The organism is Amycolatopsis antarctica (assembly GCF_002262875.1).
Taxonomy (GTDB): domain Bacteria; phylum Actinomycetota; class Actinomycetes; order Mycobacteriales; family Pseudonocardiaceae; genus Amycolatopsis; species Amycolatopsis antarctica.
In genome coordinates this window covers 133,566-149,021 of record NZ_NKYE01000008.1, presented here as the reverse complement: position 1 = coordinate 149,021, position 15,456 = coordinate 133,566, and the positions used below count along the sequence as shown (strand labels likewise).

13 protein-coding genes and 1 pseudogene are annotated in these 15,456 nt (G+C 71.2%); 9 read left to right on the top strand and 5 right to left on the bottom strand.

Features of this window, described 5'->3' with window-relative positions; translation table 11 throughout:
- The first annotated feature begins 14 nt into the window (after positions 1 to 14).
- From sufC to CFN78_RS15210, 4 genes and pseudogenes are all read left to right on the top strand, one after another.
- Complete coding sequence (sufC, locus tag CFN78_RS15225; RefSeq protein ID WP_094863447.1) at positions 15 to 785, top strand: Fe-S cluster assembly ATPase SufC; 771 nt, start codon at positions 15 to 17, stop codon at positions 783 to 785.
- 49 nt (positions 786 to 834) lie between these two features.
- A complete protein-coding gene (locus tag CFN78_RS15220; RefSeq protein ID WP_094863446.1) occupies positions 835 to 2,121 on the top strand; it encodes a cysteine desulfurase in 1,287 nt (428 codons plus the stop codon).
- 4 nt (positions 2,122 to 2,125) lie between these two features.
- Positions 2,126 to 2,551: pseudogene (gene sufU, locus CFN78_RS15215) on the top strand (Fe-S cluster assembly sulfur transfer protein SufU); the annotation flags it as partial.
- Positions 2,552 to 2,631: 80 nt separating this feature from the next.
- Positions 2,632 to 3,048: a metal-sulfur cluster assembly factor gene (locus CFN78_RS15210; protein ID WP_094863444.1), complete on the top strand. Its 417-nt coding sequence runs from the start codon at positions 2,632 to 2,634 to the stop codon at positions 3,046 to 3,048.
- Between the two features lie 66 nt (positions 3,049 to 3,114).
- On the opposite strand, the gene CFN78_RS15205 is transcribed toward CFN78_RS15210, so the two are convergent.
- The 4 genes from CFN78_RS15205 to CFN78_RS15190 all read right to left on the bottom strand — a co-directional run bounded on the left by CFN78_RS15205 (position 3,115) and on the right by CFN78_RS15190 (position 7,659).
- On the bottom strand, positions 3,115 to 5,064 hold the full coding sequence (locus CFN78_RS15205) for an ABC1 kinase family protein (protein WP_094863443.1): 1,950 nt from the start codon (positions 5,062 to 5,064) through the stop codon (positions 3,115 to 3,117).
- Positions 5,065 to 5,241: 177 nt separating this feature from the next.
- The gene (locus CFN78_RS15200) at positions 5,242 to 5,943 is read right to left on the bottom strand and encodes an HD domain-containing protein (protein ID WP_240519467.1); all 702 of its coding nucleotides are present in this window, start codon (positions 5,941 to 5,943) and stop codon (positions 5,242 to 5,244) included.
- 71 nt (positions 5,944 to 6,014) lie between these two features.
- Positions 6,015 to 6,635, bottom strand: a complete 621-nt coding sequence (locus CFN78_RS15195; RefSeq protein WP_094863601.1) for a hypothetical protein — start codon at positions 6,633 to 6,635, stop codon at positions 6,015 to 6,017.
- Between the two features lie 19 nt (positions 6,636 to 6,654).
- On the bottom strand, positions 6,655 to 7,659 hold the full coding sequence (locus tag CFN78_RS15190) for a hypothetical protein (protein WP_094863442.1): 1,005 nt from the start codon (positions 7,657 to 7,659) through the stop codon (positions 6,655 to 6,657).
- 398 nt (positions 7,660 to 8,057) lie between these two features.
- Here CFN78_RS15190 and CFN78_RS15185 point away from each other — a divergent pair, with 398 nt between their 5' ends.
- The gene (locus CFN78_RS15185) at positions 8,058 to 9,353 is read left to right on the top strand and encodes a sensor histidine kinase (RefSeq protein WP_240519465.1); all 1,296 of its coding nucleotides are present in this window, start codon (positions 8,058 to 8,060) and stop codon (positions 9,351 to 9,353) included.
- Between the two features lie 34 nt (positions 9,354 to 9,387).
- Positions 9,388 to 10,038: a response regulator gene (locus CFN78_RS15180; protein WP_094863441.1), complete on the top strand. Its 651-nt coding sequence runs from the start codon at positions 9,388 to 9,390 to the stop codon at positions 10,036 to 10,038.
- Positions 10,039 to 10,067: 29 nt separating this feature from the next.
- Here the strand turns inward: CFN78_RS15180 and CFN78_RS15175 are convergent, their stop codons facing one another.
- On the bottom strand, positions 10,068 to 11,198 hold the full coding sequence (locus tag CFN78_RS15175) for a lycopene cyclase family protein (protein WP_094863599.1): 1,131 nt from the start codon (positions 11,196 to 11,198) through the stop codon (positions 10,068 to 10,070).
- A 77-nt stretch (positions 11,199 to 11,275) separates the two neighbouring features.
- Here CFN78_RS15175 and CFN78_RS15170 point away from each other — a divergent pair, with 77 nt between their 5' ends.
- The 3 genes from CFN78_RS15170 (at position 11,276) to CFN78_RS15160 (ending at position 15,332) form a co-directional block, all read left to right on the top strand.
- Entirely contained in the window at positions 11,276 to 12,850 is a 1,575-nt protein-coding gene (locus CFN78_RS15170) for a deoxyguanosinetriphosphate triphosphohydrolase family protein (RefSeq protein WP_094863598.1), read from the top strand.
- A 34-nt stretch (positions 12,851 to 12,884) separates the two neighbouring features.
- A complete protein-coding gene (locus CFN78_RS15165; protein WP_094863440.1) occupies positions 12,885 to 13,553 on the top strand; it encodes an acVLRF1 family peptidyl-tRNA hydrolase in 669 nt (222 codons plus the stop codon).
- 150 nt (positions 13,554 to 13,703) lie between these two features.
- Complete coding sequence (locus CFN78_RS15160) at positions 13,704 to 15,332, top strand: ABC-F family ATP-binding cassette domain-containing protein (protein WP_094863439.1); 1,629 nt, start codon at positions 13,704 to 13,706, stop codon at positions 15,330 to 15,332.
- The last annotated feature ends 124 nt before the right edge of the window (positions 15,333 to 15,456 follow it).

Sequence of the window (15,456 nt, the reverse complement as noted above, 5' to 3'; positions counted from 1 at the left end):
AGAAACGAAGAGATATGGCAACTCTGGAAATCAAGGACCTGCACGCCTCGGTCACCACCGACGAGGGCGCCAAGGAGATCCTCAAGGGTGTCGACCTGACGATCCGCTCGGGCGAGACCCACGCGATCATGGGCCCCAACGGTTCCGGCAAGTCCACGCTGTCCTACGCCATCGCCGGCCACCCCAAGTACGAGGTCACCTCGGGCGAGATCCTGCTCGACGGTGAAGACGTGCTGGAGATGAGCGTCGACGAGCGCGCCCGGGCGGGCCTGTTCCTGGCCATGCAGTACCCGGTCGAGGTTCCCGGCGTCTCGATGTCCAACTTCCTGCGCACCGCGGCAACCTCGGTCCGTGGCGAGGCCCCCAAGCTGCGCCACTGGGTCAAGGAGGTCAAGGAGGAGATGGGCAAGCTCGACATCTCCGCCGAGTTCGCCGAGCGCAGCGTGAACGAGGGCTTCTCCGGTGGAGAGAAGAAGCGGCACGAGATCCTGCAGCTCGCGCTGCTCAAGCCGAAGATCGCCGTGCTGGACGAGACCGACTCCGGTCTCGACGTGGACGCGCTGCGGGTGGTCTCCGAGGGTGTCAACGCCTTCAAGGCCGCGGGTGACGGCGGGATCATGCTGATCACGCACTACACCCGGATCCTCAAGCACATCACGCCCGACCACGTGCACGTCTTCGCCGGCGGGAAGATCGTGGAGTCCGGCGGCGTTGAACTCGCCGACGAGCTCGAGGCGAACGGCTACGTGAAGTACGCCGTGAAGAACGAGCCCGCGACCGCCTGATCGCGGACCCCGCCGTAGTTCCCGACCGCGACACCGAGAGGAGTCGGCGATGACCACCACGGCAGCACACTCGTTGCCACTCGACGTCGCCGCCCTGCGCGGTGACTTCCCGATCCTGTCCCGCACGGTGCGGGACGGGAAGCCCTTGGTGTACCTGGATTCCGGGGCGACCTCGCAGCGTCCCAGCCAGGTGTTGGACGCCGAGCGCCGGTTTCTGGAGACGGCGAACGCGGCCGTGCACCGCGGCGCGCACCAGCTCGCCGAGGAGGCCACCGACGCCTACGAGGATGCCCGGGAGCGCATCGCCGGATTCGTCGGCGCCACGGCGGGTGAGCTGGTGTTCACCAAGAACGCCACCGAGGGCGTGAACCTGGTCGCGTACGCCATGAGCAACGCGGTCACCTCGTCGCCGGAGGCCGCTCGCTTCGCGGTCGGCCCCGGGGACGAGATCGTCATCACCGAGATGGAGCACCATGCGAATCTGGTGCCGTGGCAGCAGCTCTGCCAGCGCACCGGGGCGACCCTGCGCTGGTTCGGGGTGACCGACGAGGGCAGGCTCGATCTCACCGGCATCGACGAACTGATCACCGAGCGCACCAGGCTGGTGGCGTTCACCCACCAGTCGAACGTGCTCGGCACGGTCAACCCGGTCGAGCCGATCGTGCGGCGGGCCCGCGAGGTCGGCGCGCTGACCTTGCTCGACGCCTGCCAGTCGGTGCCGCACGGCCCGGTGGACTTCCGGGCCCTGGGCGTCGACTTCGCCGTGTTCTCCGGGCACAAGATGTTGGCACCGTCCGGCATCGGCGTGCTCTACGGACGCCGGGAACTGCTGGAGGCCATGCCCCCGTTCCTCACCGGTGGCTCGATGATCGAGCTGGTGCGGATGGAGGGTTCCTCCTTCGCCCCGCCGCCCCAGCGGTTCGAGGCGGGCGTGCCGATGACCTCGCAGGCCGTCGGGCTCGGTGCGGCGGTGGACTACCTGTCCGCCATCGGCATGGAGCGGGTGGCCGCGCACGAGCACACGCTCACCGAGGCCGCGATCCGCGGCCTGCGCGAGATCCCCGGGGTCACCATCGTCGGGCCCACCGAGGTCGTCGACCGTGGTGGCGCGGTGTCGTTCGTCGTCGACGGAGTGCATCCGCACGACGCGGGTCAGGTGCTGGACAGCCTCGGTATCGCCATCCGCGTCGGACACCACTGCGCGTGGCCGCTGCACCGGCGGCTCGGCGTACCGGCCACCGTGCGCGCGTCGTTCTACCTCTACAACGATCTGTCCGAAGTGGACGCACTGTGTGCGGGAGTCCGCGAGGCGCAACGATTTTTCGGGGTGGTCTGAGCCGATGAACCTGGAGAGCATGTACCAGGAGATCATCCTGGACCACTACAAGAACCCGCACGGTCGCGGCCTGCGGGACCCGTTCGACGGCGAGTCGTTCCAGGTGAACCCCACCTGCGGCGACGAGGTGACCCTGCGGGTGCGGCTCGACGAGGGCACCGTCGCGGACATCTCCTACGAGGGCCAGGGCTGCTCGATCAGCCAGGCCTCGACCTCGGTGCTGACCGACCTGGTCGTCGGGCACACCGTCGACGAGGCACTGACCACGATGGACGCCTTCGTCGAACTGATGCAGGGACGTGGCAAGGTGGAACCCGACGAGGAGGTCCTGGAGGACGGGATCGCTTTCGCCGGGGTCGCCAAGTACCCGGCTCGCGTCAAGTGCGCGCTGCTCGGCTGGATGGCGTTCAAGGACGCCCTCGGCCGTTCGGGCGCGCCGGCACCGTCCACGGTGGACGCCGGGCAGGCGACGGCAACGAATCCGGCGGCAACGAACGGAGTGGAAGCCCGATGAGCGAGGACCAGAGCACCACCACGGCGACCCCGGAGCACCGCGAGGGACGCACGGCCGCCGACCTGCCCGAGCAGCAGGCGCCCGCCGGTGGCGAGGTGGCCAAGATCGAGGACCTCGAGGAGGCCATGCGCGACGTGGTCGACCCCGAGCTCGGCATCAACGTCGTCGACCTCGGCCTGGTGTATGGCATCCACGTGGAGCCGGACAACACGGCCACGATCGACATGACGCTGACGTCGGCGGCCTGCCCGCTGACCGACGTGATCGAGGACCAGGTCTCCTCGGTGCTCGTCGGTGGCGAGGGACTGGTGAAGGACTTCCGGATCAACTGGGTCTGGATGCCGCCGTGGGGCCCGGAGAAGATCACCGAGGACGGCCGCGAGCAGCTTCGGGCGCTCGGGTTCACCGTCTGACCGCATCCGTGTCCGCGGGCCCCGTCGGCAAGCGCCCGACGGGGCCCGCGTGCGTTCCGGCCCCGATCACCCGGCTCCGGCCGCCCGGCGCCGCTGCTCCCGGAACACGAGGAACAGCAGGCGCAACCCGACCAGCGCGCTGACCACCAGCAGGTTGTAGCCGAACAGGTGGTTGAGGGTGAGTTCGGCCAGTACCCGTGGGCCGCTCGTGCTCGCCAGCAACAGCACGGCCATCAGACCGGTCGCCGTACCGGTCATCGCCAGCAGCACCTCGTGCAGCCAGCCGGAGATGACGGTGCGGTCGCGCTCGTCGGCGAGCAGCCGTACGTTCACCGACAGCCTGCCCTGCTCCAGCGCGCCGCCGATCCGGTCAAGCCGCTGTGGCAGCCGCCGGATCACCGGCAGCAGCGCGAGCAGTTCGTCGGCGGCGGCCTGGCGCAGGCAGTCCGGCCGCAGCCGCTCGCCGATCTGTTCGGCGGCGAACGCCCTGGAGCCGGCGAGAACGTCGAAACCGGGAGCGAGTAGCGCGAGCGTGCCCTCCATCGTGGCCAGCGCACGGAACACGGCCGCGATCGGCGGCGGGACGGACAGCCGGAAGTCGGCGACGATCCGGAACATGTCGGTGAACAGCTCCAGGTCCGGCGCCTGACCGTGACTGAGGTGCCGGGCGACCAGGGCGCCCAGGGCGCGTTCGAGCCGTCGCTCGTCGATCTCGTCCGGACGGTCCACGATCTCCAGCAGGCCGTCGCGCAGGGCGGCCGGGTCGCCGCGGTCCACCGCCAGCAGCAGCGCGCGAAGTCCGTCCCGCAGACCGGTGTCGATACGGCCCACCGAACCGAAGTCCAGCAGACCGATCCTGCCGTCGGCGAGCAGCAGGACGTTGCCGGGGTGCGGGTCGGCGTGGAACAGGCCGTGCAGCAGCACCTGTCGCAGGACGCAGTCCAGCAGCGCGGTGGCCAGCGGCGTCCGGTCGCGCCGCGGTGCCGCCGTGACCGAGACGCCGTCGAGACGCTGCATCACCAGCACCCGCTCGGTGGACAGCCCCGCGTGCACGACGGGCACCGTGACCACCCCTCCCGCCGAGGCCGCGGCGACCGCGGCGAGGTTGCGCGCCTCGATCCGGAAGTCCAGTTCCTCGGTGAGCGCCGCCGCGAACCCCTCGGCCAGATCGACGATGCCCAGGTCGCGGGCCCAGGACGCCCGCTGGTGCAGGGAGCGCGCGACCCTGTGCACGATGTCCAGATCCCGCTCCACCAGCGTCGCGATGCCGGGCCTGCGCACCTTCACCACCACGTCCTCGCCGGAACGCAGCCGGGCGCGGTACACCTGGGCGACGGAGGCGGCGCCGAGCGGCTCCGGATGGAACTCGGCGAACACCTCGTCCGGGTCGGCCCCCAACTCCTCGCGCAGCACTTGCCTGACCGCGTCCGCCGGCGCGTGCGCGACCGAGTCCCGCAGCAGGCCGAGCTCGGCGATGAACGCCGGCGGCAGGACGTCCGGCCGGGTGGAGAGCACCTGTCCCAGCTTGACGAAGGTGGTCCCGCCCTGCTCCAGCGCCAGCCGGAACGAGCGGGCCGAGACGGCGTGCCGATGACCACCGGAACCGGGATCCCGGCGCCCGGTCAGGTACGGGCCGAGACCGTGCCGTACCGCGATCCGGGTGATCTGCGAGTACCGGCGGGTGCGCCTCGCCCGCCGCCGCAGCGAGCGCAGGCCGCCGAGCAGCCCGGCGCCGCCGCTGGGCAGCGCCAGTTCGGCGACGAAGAGGAAGACGAGGGTGACCAGGAACGCGCCGCCGGCGATGGGGATGACCAGCGCGGGCACCATCGCCTCGTGCGTCATCACCGGCAGCCCGACGACGATCGCGCCGGCGGCCACCCAGCCGACGGCGGCGCCGGCCAATGCCCGGACCAGGCCGATCCGCACGCCGAGGACGCGCCGCGCGGCGCCGACCAGCGGCCACGACATCAACAGGTGCAGGGGCAGGCTGATCAGCCCGACGACGAAGGAGGACATGGCATCCGTACCTGTGCGGGCCCCGCGGATCGGGGCCGTCCGGTACAGCGGACCATGCGGATCGCGCCGCCCGGATCGCTCCGCGGGGTGTGCCACCTCCCCTCGGGAGGGAACCGGCACCGGCCCGTCCGTGCGTCTGCCACCATCGCGCCACCACCCGCGGCGCCGCTCCGCCGCTCAGGACGCCGCGGGCACCCGGTCCACGGAGTCCAGGAGCGTCTCGACGGCCGGATCGTCGATCGCGTCACGGATGCAGCGCCACAGCTCCAGGTTGGCCGTCGCCCAGCGGGAGTAGGTCGCGGCCGCCTCGGCGTCGTAGAAGTAGTAGCCGCTGTCGTGGACGCCGCACTGCTCACCGACGATCTTGTCGGCGAGTTCCCGCAGGCTGACCCCGTTCTCCTCCAGGTAGCGGTGGGCCAGCATCACCGGGGTCACCGGGAGCGCCTTGAACAGGGTGTCCGCATCGCTGAGCGCCTGCGCCTCCAGCGAGATCCCGGCGTCCCGGCCGTCCATCTCCGCCTCGTCGACGATCTCGTCGATGCACTGCGCGAGGGTGGCGGGGACGCCCGCCCGGTTCAGGATGGACCGGCGCAGGCCCTGGCCCTCGGCGGCGGGGGAGTTGCGCCGGACCAGGTAGTTGACGTCGTGCACGAGCGCCGAGGCCTCGACGATCGCCTGATCGGCACCATTGCGCGCGGCGAACTCCACCGCTTTGGCACGCACGAAGCCGACGTGGTGCCAGCCGTGGAAGGGCAGCCGTTGCGCGTACCGGACGCACAGCGTGCGCACGCTCGCCTCGATCCGGCGCAGGGCGGTGTCCGGCACCGTCTGGCCCGGCGTTCCGGCTGGGGTGGCGATACCGACAAGCTGGCTGCGCATGACTCCGTCTCCATTCAGCAGTCGTGGCCAAATGGAGCGATCATAGGCGTTGGCTCAGTGGATCTTCGGGGTCAGAGGCGGTCCAGCAGTGCCCCCAGACGCCGTTCCACCGGCACGTGACGGTGGCTCGTGCCGGTCGGCGGGTCGTAGGACAGACTCCACTCACTGACCGGGCGCGACTTGATCAGGAAGGTCATCGTGCCGTCCTCGGCGTGCGGGATGCGGTGGTAGTCCTCGGCCAGCAGGACACCGGCCGCGCCCTGTTCGCACTGGGCGCTGTGCCGCAGCGCCGCCGAGGTGATCAGGCCGGACACCGGGTCGAGGGTGACGTCGTAGCGCTCGTGCCGGTACGCGCCGCTGAGCACCGTGGTGCAGAAGTGGTAACGGTGGTTGTGCACCGAATCCGCGTATCCGGGACGCCAGTCGCGCTGCGGCTTGTACTCGTGCAGCCAAAATGAGAAAGGGTCTTCCGGTTCGTCGAGCAGGCACCACGCGAAATGCGTGGTCGTCTCCCGTGAACGGGCCGCCAGAACTGTCCGGCGCCGCGGGCTCAGCGTCGCGAGGTGCTCGCGGAGCTGCTCCCGTATTCCCGGGCGCGCGATTTCACGCTGAAACCAGGTGTCGACCTGGTGCCAGCTTTCGGTCAGCGGTACCCGTACTTCGCGGACCCCGTCCGCGAGCCTGCGCATCATCGAATTCTCCGTCACCTCCTCAGCCACCGAGTTCCGCCACGGACGAGAACTCCTGGAGGAACGCTCTGAACTTGTCGTCGAGTTCTTGGAACTGTGCTGATGGCAATCTCGCTCCGGTGAGTTTCTCGAACAACCCGAGGAACTCCTCCTCCGGCATGTCCGGTGCTATGTGGAAATGTTTGCCACCGCGCGCGTTGCAGACGCGGAGGAATTCGGTGCGTTCCATGCCGTAGATGTAGGACTTCTCGGCGAAACGCAGCGTCCGGGGATACAGGGCCTTGGCGCCCTCGGTGTCGCTGTACAGGGTGACCCACACGCAGGAGTCGAACATCTCCATCCGGTCGAGCGGGGGGTCGTCGACGACGGTCACCTCGATCTGCGTGCACCGGCTGCGCGCGGCGTACAGCCCTGCCAGTCCCATCCAGGTCTCGTCCCGCAGCCGGGTGCGGATCTCGTCGAGGTCCGCCTCGGCGCCCTCGTGCCGCAGCAGGTACCGGGCGCGTCCGCTGCCGGTGGTCGCCTCGCGCGGGTCGGCGATGACCACCCTCACCTCCGGTTCGGTGTGCGACAGCAGCAGCCGGGCGGCCGCGTGCCTGCCCGAGAAGCCGCGGAAGAAGTACTGTTTCGTCGCGCGCAGGTCCTGCATCAGCAATTGGTTGAACCCGGGGTCGGGCTCGTTGCCCGCTTCGAACACGTCCGTCGGAAAGAATTCCTGATTCAGTGACCTGTACTCGGCGCTCAGTTCCTGCAGGGTGCGCCTGCTCTCCTCGATTACCGGCGCCACAAGTGCTTTCTGCGACGCATTCGAGGTGATGAGCGTCTGGCCGAAGCTGACGACGGCCGAGATCATCGTTCCGGTGCCGAGGGAATTGACAAGTGTCTTCCCTGTTCCCGCTGACATTCCACTGGCGAGCAGCAACGACGTTCCGGAGACGAGGATCAGGATCAGGAGCAGCAGTCCCGTTCTGGTCCAGAAAATCTCCTGGATCGGATTACTGCGGAGCCTCGTGGCGTCCGCGGACACAGTTCACCTCCCGTGACTCACTCGCCCGTGATTGAGTGCTCTCCGTGTCTGTTCGACAGCGGATTGCTACTGTACGCGCTGACCGTCTCGGACGAAATAAGGAATTCGGGGGAAAGAAACCGGCAATTTGGTGATCAATTCTCACCCAGCGCTGTCGGCCGCACGAATGGCCTATCGGCGCGCCGTTTCGCGACTCCACGCGCCGGGCACCCGTCCGCCGGAAAGTCCCCGTCCGCCGAACGGACCAGCGGCAGGCGCCGCCGGGTGACCGCCGGTCCGCCCGGCCGCCGCCGGTTCGGCCGCGGTGCTCGTCCCCGTCCGGGGCGCACACGCTCGACTGGGCCGCGTTCCCGCCGGAGAGGGATCCGCTGGGCGGTGTGTTCTGCGAGGATCCTCCGGTGACGCGGCGAATCCTGGGCCCGCTCGTCCGCGGATCCACCTACCGCCGATGGGCGTACCTGATCCTCGGCGGGGCGATGTTCGTGCCCTACCTGCTGCTGGTCGCCGTGGTCGTGCCCTCGGTGGTGCCGTGGGGCCTCGACATGACCGGCAGCCTGCTGGCCGGCACCGTGCTCGCGCTGGTGGTGCTGTTCGCGAGCTCCCTCATCCCGGCCGTCCGAGTGCTCGAGGGCGCCGCCGTGCGGGAGATGCTCGACGATCCGGCTCCCGGCGCGACGTTCGGGCCCACCGGCAGCATGCGGGTCCGGTTGCGTTCCAGCGCGATGTTCGCGTTGCACGTGCTGACCGGCGGGGTGGTGAGCTGGTTGACGATCGCGCTGCCGATGGCGGTCGCGTTCTCTTTCGGCGGGCCCATCAGCGGCAGTATCGATCTCGGCGGCTCGGTGGTGGTCGTTCCGCCCGGCTGGGCCAGTGCGTGGATCCCGGCGGTGCTGGCGGCCGGGCTGGTGGGGCTGGTGTACCTCGTCGCGGGCAGCGGGGCGCTGCTACGGCGCGCCGCGGCGGCCCTGCTCGGCCTCCCGCCCGCCGAGCGCATCGCCCTGCTGGAGCGGCGCACCGAGCGGCTCGCCGAACGGAACCGGCTGGCCAGGGAACTGCACGACTCGGTGGGGCACGCGCTGAGCGTGGTGACGCTGCAGGCGGGCGCCGCGCGCCGCACCCTGCACCGCGATCCGGCGGTGGCCGAGCGTTCCCTGCTCGCCATCGAGGACTCCGCCCGCGCCGCGCTGGACGACCTCGACCATGTGCTCGGCCTGCTCCGCGAGGAGGCCGCGGGCACGGCGCCGCAGGCGGGCCTTGACCAGCTCGGGGCCCTGCTCTCGGCCACCGAGATGGCCGGGACGGTTGTGCGCGCCGAAGTCTCCGGCGATTTCGCGGGGGTGCCTCCGGTCGTCTCCAGGGAGGCTTACCGGATCCTGCAGGAATGTCTGACGAACGCGCTCCGGCACGCGGGCAGGGTCCCGGTCGCCGTGCGGGTGAGCGCGGGACAGCGCCGTCTCGATCTCGCGGTGACCAATCCGGTGTCCGGGCCGGAGACCGGCACACGCGGTTCCGGCGGCCGCGGCCTGCGCGGGATGGCCGAACGGGTGGACGTGCTGCGGGGCGACCTGCGCGCGGGCCGCGCGAACGGGAACTGGGAGGTCGCGGTGTCCCTGCCGTGGGGGGAGAACACCGGGCGGGAGAAAACTGTGGGCGAGAACGTTGTGGAGGAGAAGGCCATGGGGGAGAGGGCATGAACACCGAAGGACCCGGTGCCCGGGTGGAGGTGCCGTGACGATCGGCGTGCTGCTCGTCGACGACGAGGATCTGGTCAGGGCGGGGTTGCGGGCCATCCTCGATTCGGAACCGGACCTGGCTGTCCTCGGCGAGGCGGCGGACGGGGCCGAGGTCCCGGGGCTGGTGGCCCGCCTGCGGCCGGACGTGGTGCTGATGGACGTGCGGATGCCCTCGGTGGACGGTATCCGGGCCACCGCGCACCTCGTGTCCACAATGGAGCGTCCGCCGAAGATCATCGTGGTGACGACGTTCGAGAACGACGACTACGTCTACGACGCGCTGCGCGCCGGGGCGGACGGGTTTCTGCTGAAACGCGCGCGGCCGGAGGAGTTCGCGGGAGCGGTCCGCACGGTGGTCGCGGGGGAGTCGCTGCTGTTCCCCTCCGCGATCCGCAAGCTCGCGGCCCGCAGCGGCGGCCGCGGTCGACGGGACGGGCTCGCGGCAGCGGGCCTGACCGAGCGCGAGTCGGAGGTGCTGCGGCTGATGGCCGCCGGTCTGTCCAACGTGGAGATCGCGGGCGAACTGTTCCTGGGTGTGCAGACGATCAAGACCCACGTCGGCAACCTGCTCGGCAAACTCGGCGCGCGCGACCGCACGCAGGCGGTCATCCGGGCGTACGAGTCGGGTTTCATCCCGCTCGGCTGACCGCTCAGCCGGTCAGGCGGCACCGGGGCTCATCCGCCGAGCAGCCTGGCACGCAGGCGCCAGGGCGCCTGCCGGAACAGTGCGGACATCGCCGCGGACGTGCCTGCCAGGTCCTCCCGGCCCGAAGTGAACGCTCGCTGCGCCTCGGGCGGCAGGCCGAAGAACAGCTCGAAGAAGTCGATCAGCGCGGACGGTGGCATGGCCTCCATGGCGCGCAGCCCGTACCTGCGCAGCCGGTGCACGGCCAGCGCGCGCGGGGTCCAGATCTCCCGGCGCGCGGACCGGGCAGCCGTGGCGGGACCCCGGGGCAGATCCGCCGCGACGGCGGCGGCCACCCGTGGCGCCAGCGTGAGCGAGGTGGCCAGGCTGTACCCGGTCGCCGGGTGCACCATCGCCGCCGCGACCCCGAACGGCACGACGCGACCCGGCCGCGGCAGCGACAGGTCCAGCGGAATGCGCACCCGCTCCGCCGTGCCGTCCGCGGGGACGCCCGCGGCCGCGAGCCTGGCGTGCAGCCGGGCCGCCAGTGCCGCCATGGTCAGCGCGGGGGAGCGGGCCAACGAGGTCTCCTCGACGAGAACGCGGTCCCCGGCCAGCGGCACCACGTACGCGAACGTCGGGTCCGGGCGGTCCGCCCCGCGCCAGTCCATCAGCACGGCGGGCGCGGACAACAGGCCCGCCGCACGGGCACGCGGCAGCACCAGCCCGTACGCGGCCTGCGCCGAGCGGGTACGTCCGGGTGCGCCGCCGAGTACCCGCCGGGCCCCGGTCGCGTCGGCCACCACCCCGGCCGCCAGCCTGCGCCCGTCGGCGAGGGTGACCGTGGAGCCGCCGGGCCCGTGGACCACGTGGACCGCCTCGCCCCGGACGTGTTCCACGCCGTCCGCCGTGAGCCAGGCACGCAGGCCCGCGGTATCGGCGACCAGGTACTCGCGCTGGAGCGTCCGGGCGGACCTGGCCACGGCCAGCACGGACGGGCTGGCCGAGGCGATCGCGGTTTCCGGCAGCCCGGGCAGCTCGTCGCGCCACAGGCCGTAGGTCGCGGTCCACGGCCGCGACGGTGCCGGATCGAGCAGGACGGTGTGCAGGCCGTGCCGCGCGCAGGCACCGGCCAGCGCCACTCCCGCGGGCCCCGCGCCCGCCACCACGACATCGGCCACGAGCCGATCCCACCACACCGGCCGCTCGCCGGTGTGGTGGCTCAACGGGGCCGGGAGTGGCGGATACGGTGATGCGCATGGCGGCACCATCGACGGATCCCAGGACGCACCGGCGCGACGGCGGCCACGGAGCCGGCGCGGAGGACATCGGCGACCTGCCGGGCAGCCCGTTCCGCGCCGATCGCGACCGGATCGCCGCGTCCCCGTTCTTCGCCCGGCTCGGCGGGGTGACCCAGGTGGTCAGTGCCGCCGGTTCCGGTCTGCTGCACAACCGGCTGACGCACAGCCTTAAGGTGGCGCAGGTGGCGCGGGCGATCGCGGAGCGGATCAACCGCGACCCGGAACCGGCCGCGCTGGCCGACAAGCTCGGTGGCTGCGACCCGGACGTGACCGAGGCGGCCGCGCTGGGACACGACCTCGGGCACCCGCCGTTCGGCCATCTCGGCGAGCGGGTCCTCGACCGCATCGCCCGGCACCGGTACGGCCTCGCCGACGGCTTCGAGGGCAACGCGCAGACGTTCCGCATCCTCACCACCACCGACGTGCGGGGACCATCCGCGGTGGGCCTCGACCTCACCGCCGCCGTCCGCGCGGCCGTGCTGAAGTATCCGTGGGCGCGGCTGCACCTGCCGGCGCCGCACCCGTCCGGCATGCGGGTACCGCCGCGTGGTGCCGCCGAGCCCGCCGACGCGCCGGGCACCGGCTCGGGCAAGTTCTCCGCCTACAGCACGGAGATCGACGACTTCGCCGAGGCGCGCGGGGTCTTCGCCGGGCGGATCGAGCCCTGGCAGCAGACGGTCGAGGCCTCGGTGATGGACACCGCCGACGACATCGCCTACGCGATCCACGATCTGCAGGACTTCCACCGCATCGGGGTGCTACAGCACGCCTCGGTGGCCGCCGAGCTCGGCCACTGGTTCCGGCACGCGATCGAACTGTCCGATATGGACGACGAGCTGCTGGCGAGGCACCGGCGGGCGCCGGGCCACTCGCTGGAGCGCCTGCGGCGACGGCTGCACGCGAAGGACTCGTGGATCGTCGACGACGAGGCGTTCATGCACGCCGTCGCGCGGGTGCGCGCCGAGCTCGTGGACGACCTGCTCGCCGCGGCGTTCGACGGCTCCACCGAAGCGGAGCAGAGCACCGCGGCGTTCTCCGCGCGCTGGACCCGGCGGCTGGTGGACGGCGTACTGGTACTGCCCGACCCCGGTGTCCGCTCGGGTCATGTCGGCTTGCGGCCGGCACAGTGGCACGAGGTCCAGGTGCTGAAGTTCGTGCACCGCCGGTTCGTGCTGCTGCGGCCGGACCTGGCACTGCACCAGCGCGGGCAGGCCAACGTCGTCAACGGTCTCGTCGACGCGCTCGACGGCTGGCTCGGCGACTCGGAGGAGGCCTCCCGGCTGCCGCGCAGGCTGCACGACCTCGTCGAACTGGCGCACACCGAGTACGCGGCGCTCGCCGGACAGGCCCCGGAGCTGCTGGTCGGGGCCACCGGCGAGGAGGTGTCCGGCGCGGACGCCGTGCGCGGGCTCGCCCGGGGTCGCGCGGTGATCGATTTCGTGGCCTCGCTGACCGATCGCCAGGCGGTGAGCCTGCTGGACGCGCTCTCCGGCCGTGCCGCGCAGCCGTGGTCGGACTCGTTCGTGCTCTGAGCCGCCGTCGCCTCGCACCCCGTAGCCTCAGGGGGTGGCGAGGCAACGGGCGGTCTCCGGTGGCGGGCGGGCGATCGAGGTACCGCCCGAGCGGCTGGCGGGCTGGTTCGAGCGTTTCGCCGAGCGCAACGGCGGAGTGACGGGTACCGAGCTGTCCGCCCGCCGGGTCGTGGTGACCGGTGGCGACGGCACCACCGCGACCGTCGAGGTGCCCTTCGAGCCGCTGGACGCCGAGGGCGTACGTCCCGGACTGTGCGTGGCCCCGCTGGTGGCGCACCTGCTCCTGCCACGGCGAATCGGCCTGCTCCTGGTCCGTCTCGGCGGCCACAGTGTCGGCGTCGCTCTCGGCGGCTCCGTCACCGTTTCGCGCACCGACCGCAGACTGGTGCACGGCCGCAACTCGGCCGGCGGCTGGTCGCAGCAGCGGTTCGCCCGTCGCCGGGAAGGGCAGGCCCGGCAGGCATTGCGTGCCGCGGCCGAGGATGCCTTGGAAGTACTGGGATCCCGTCTGTCCGAAGTGGACGCCGTAGTGCTCGGTGGCGATCGCAGGGCGCTCGCCGAACTGCGCGAGGACGCGCGGCTGGCGCCTCTGTTCGCCCGCGCCGAGTCGCGGATTCTCGATGTCGGGGAACCGCGGCGGTCGGTGCTCGACGACGCCGCGGAGCGGGCAGTGGCGGTGGAGATCGTCGTCCGCGACACGTGAGCCCGCCCACCGCGGCGCCGTGCGCCCGGGCGCGACCGCGTACACTTCCGCTCGTGGTCGTCCTCCTGGAGTAGCAGCCCCACACCCGCGTGATCGCGCCGCGGGTGTCGCCCTGCTGTCCCGACCCCGCACCTCTTCCTGGAGTTTCCCTTGATCACGGCCAATGGCATCGAGCTGCGCGCGGGCTCGCGCATTCTGCTCTCGGACACGTCCCTGCGCATCCAGTCCGGCGACCGCATCGGTCTCGTCGGCCGCAACGGCGCGGGCAAGACCACCACCCTGCGCGTCCTGGCCGGCGAGGGCGAACCCTACAGCGGCGAGGTCCGCCACGGCAGCGAACTCGGCTACCTGCCGCAGGATCCGCGCGAGGGTGACCTCTCGGTCAGCGCCAAGGACCGGGTGCTGTCCGCCCGGGGACTCGACACGCTGGTGCGGGACATGGAGAAGGCACAGACGGCGATGTCCGAGCACGCCGACGATTCGGCGCGGGACAAGGCCGTGCGCCGCTACGGCAGGCTGGAGGAGCGGTTCGCCTCTCTCGGCGGGTACGCGGCGGAGAGCGAGGCGGCGCGCATCTGCGCGAACCTCGGCCTCGCCGACCGGGTGCTGGCCCAGTCGCTGTCCACCCTCTCCGGCGGGCAGCGCCGCCGGGTGGAGCTGGCCAGGATCCTGTTCGCCGCGTCCGAGGCGGGCGCGGGCGGCAAGTCGGACACGATCCTGCTCCTCGACGAGCCCACGAACCACCTGGACGCCGACTCGATCACCTGGCTGCGCGGGTTCCTCAAGCAGCACGAGGGCGGGCTGGTGGTGATCAGCCACGACGTGGAGCTGCTCGGCGACGTCGTCAACAAGGTCTGGTTCCTCGACGCCACCCGTGGCGAGCTCGACCACTACAACATGACCTGGCAGCGTTATCTCGACGCACGCGCCACCGACGAGAAGCGCCGCCGCCGGGAGCGGGCGAACGCCGAGAAGAAGGCCTCGGCGCTGCAGCAGCAGGCGGCCAAACTGGGTGCCAAGGCGACCAAGGCGGTGGCCGCGAAGAACATGGCCCGCCGTGCCGAGCAGATGCTCTCCGGGCTGGACGCCACCCGCCAGTCCGATCGGGTCGCACGGATCAAGTTCCCCTCGCCCGCCGCGTGCGGCAAGACGCCGCTCACCGCCGAGGGGCTGTCCAAGTCCTACGGTTCACTGGAGATCTTCACCGGCGTCGACCTGGCGATCGACCGCGGATCGAAGGTCGTCGTGCTGGGCCTCAACGGCGCGGGCAAGACGACCCTGCTGCGGCTGCTCGGCGGTATGGAGACGCCGGACACCGGTGGCACCATCGCCGGTCACGGCCTGCGGCTGGGCTATTACGCGCAGGAGCACGAGACGCTGGATCACTCGGCGAGCGTGTGGGAGAACATCCGGCATCTGGCGCCGGACACCGGGGCGCAGGAACTGCGCAACCTGCTCGGCTCGTTCCTGTTCACCGGGGAACAGCTCGACCAGCCCGCCGGGACGCTCTCCGGTGGTGAGAAGACCCGCCTGGCTCTGGCCGGGCTGGTGTCCAGCGCCGCCAACGTGCTGCTGCTCGACGAGCCGACGAACAACCTGGACCCGGCCAGCCGCGAGCAGGTACTCGACGCGCTCCGCAGCTTCGCGGGCGCGGTCGTCCTGGTCACCCACGACCCGGGCGCGGTCGAGGCGCTGGAGCCCGAACGTGTGATCCTGCTGCCCGACGGGACCGAGGACCACTGGTCTCCCGACTACCTCGAACTCGTCCAGCTCGCCTGAAAAACGCTTACCGGGCATCGGTGCCTGACGTCGATCAGTACCCGATATTGCACTCGTGCGGCCCAATGTAGTGCGCTTTCCGAGAGGTTTTTCTCCCCCCGTCTGGCATTCCGCGTCCTATTGA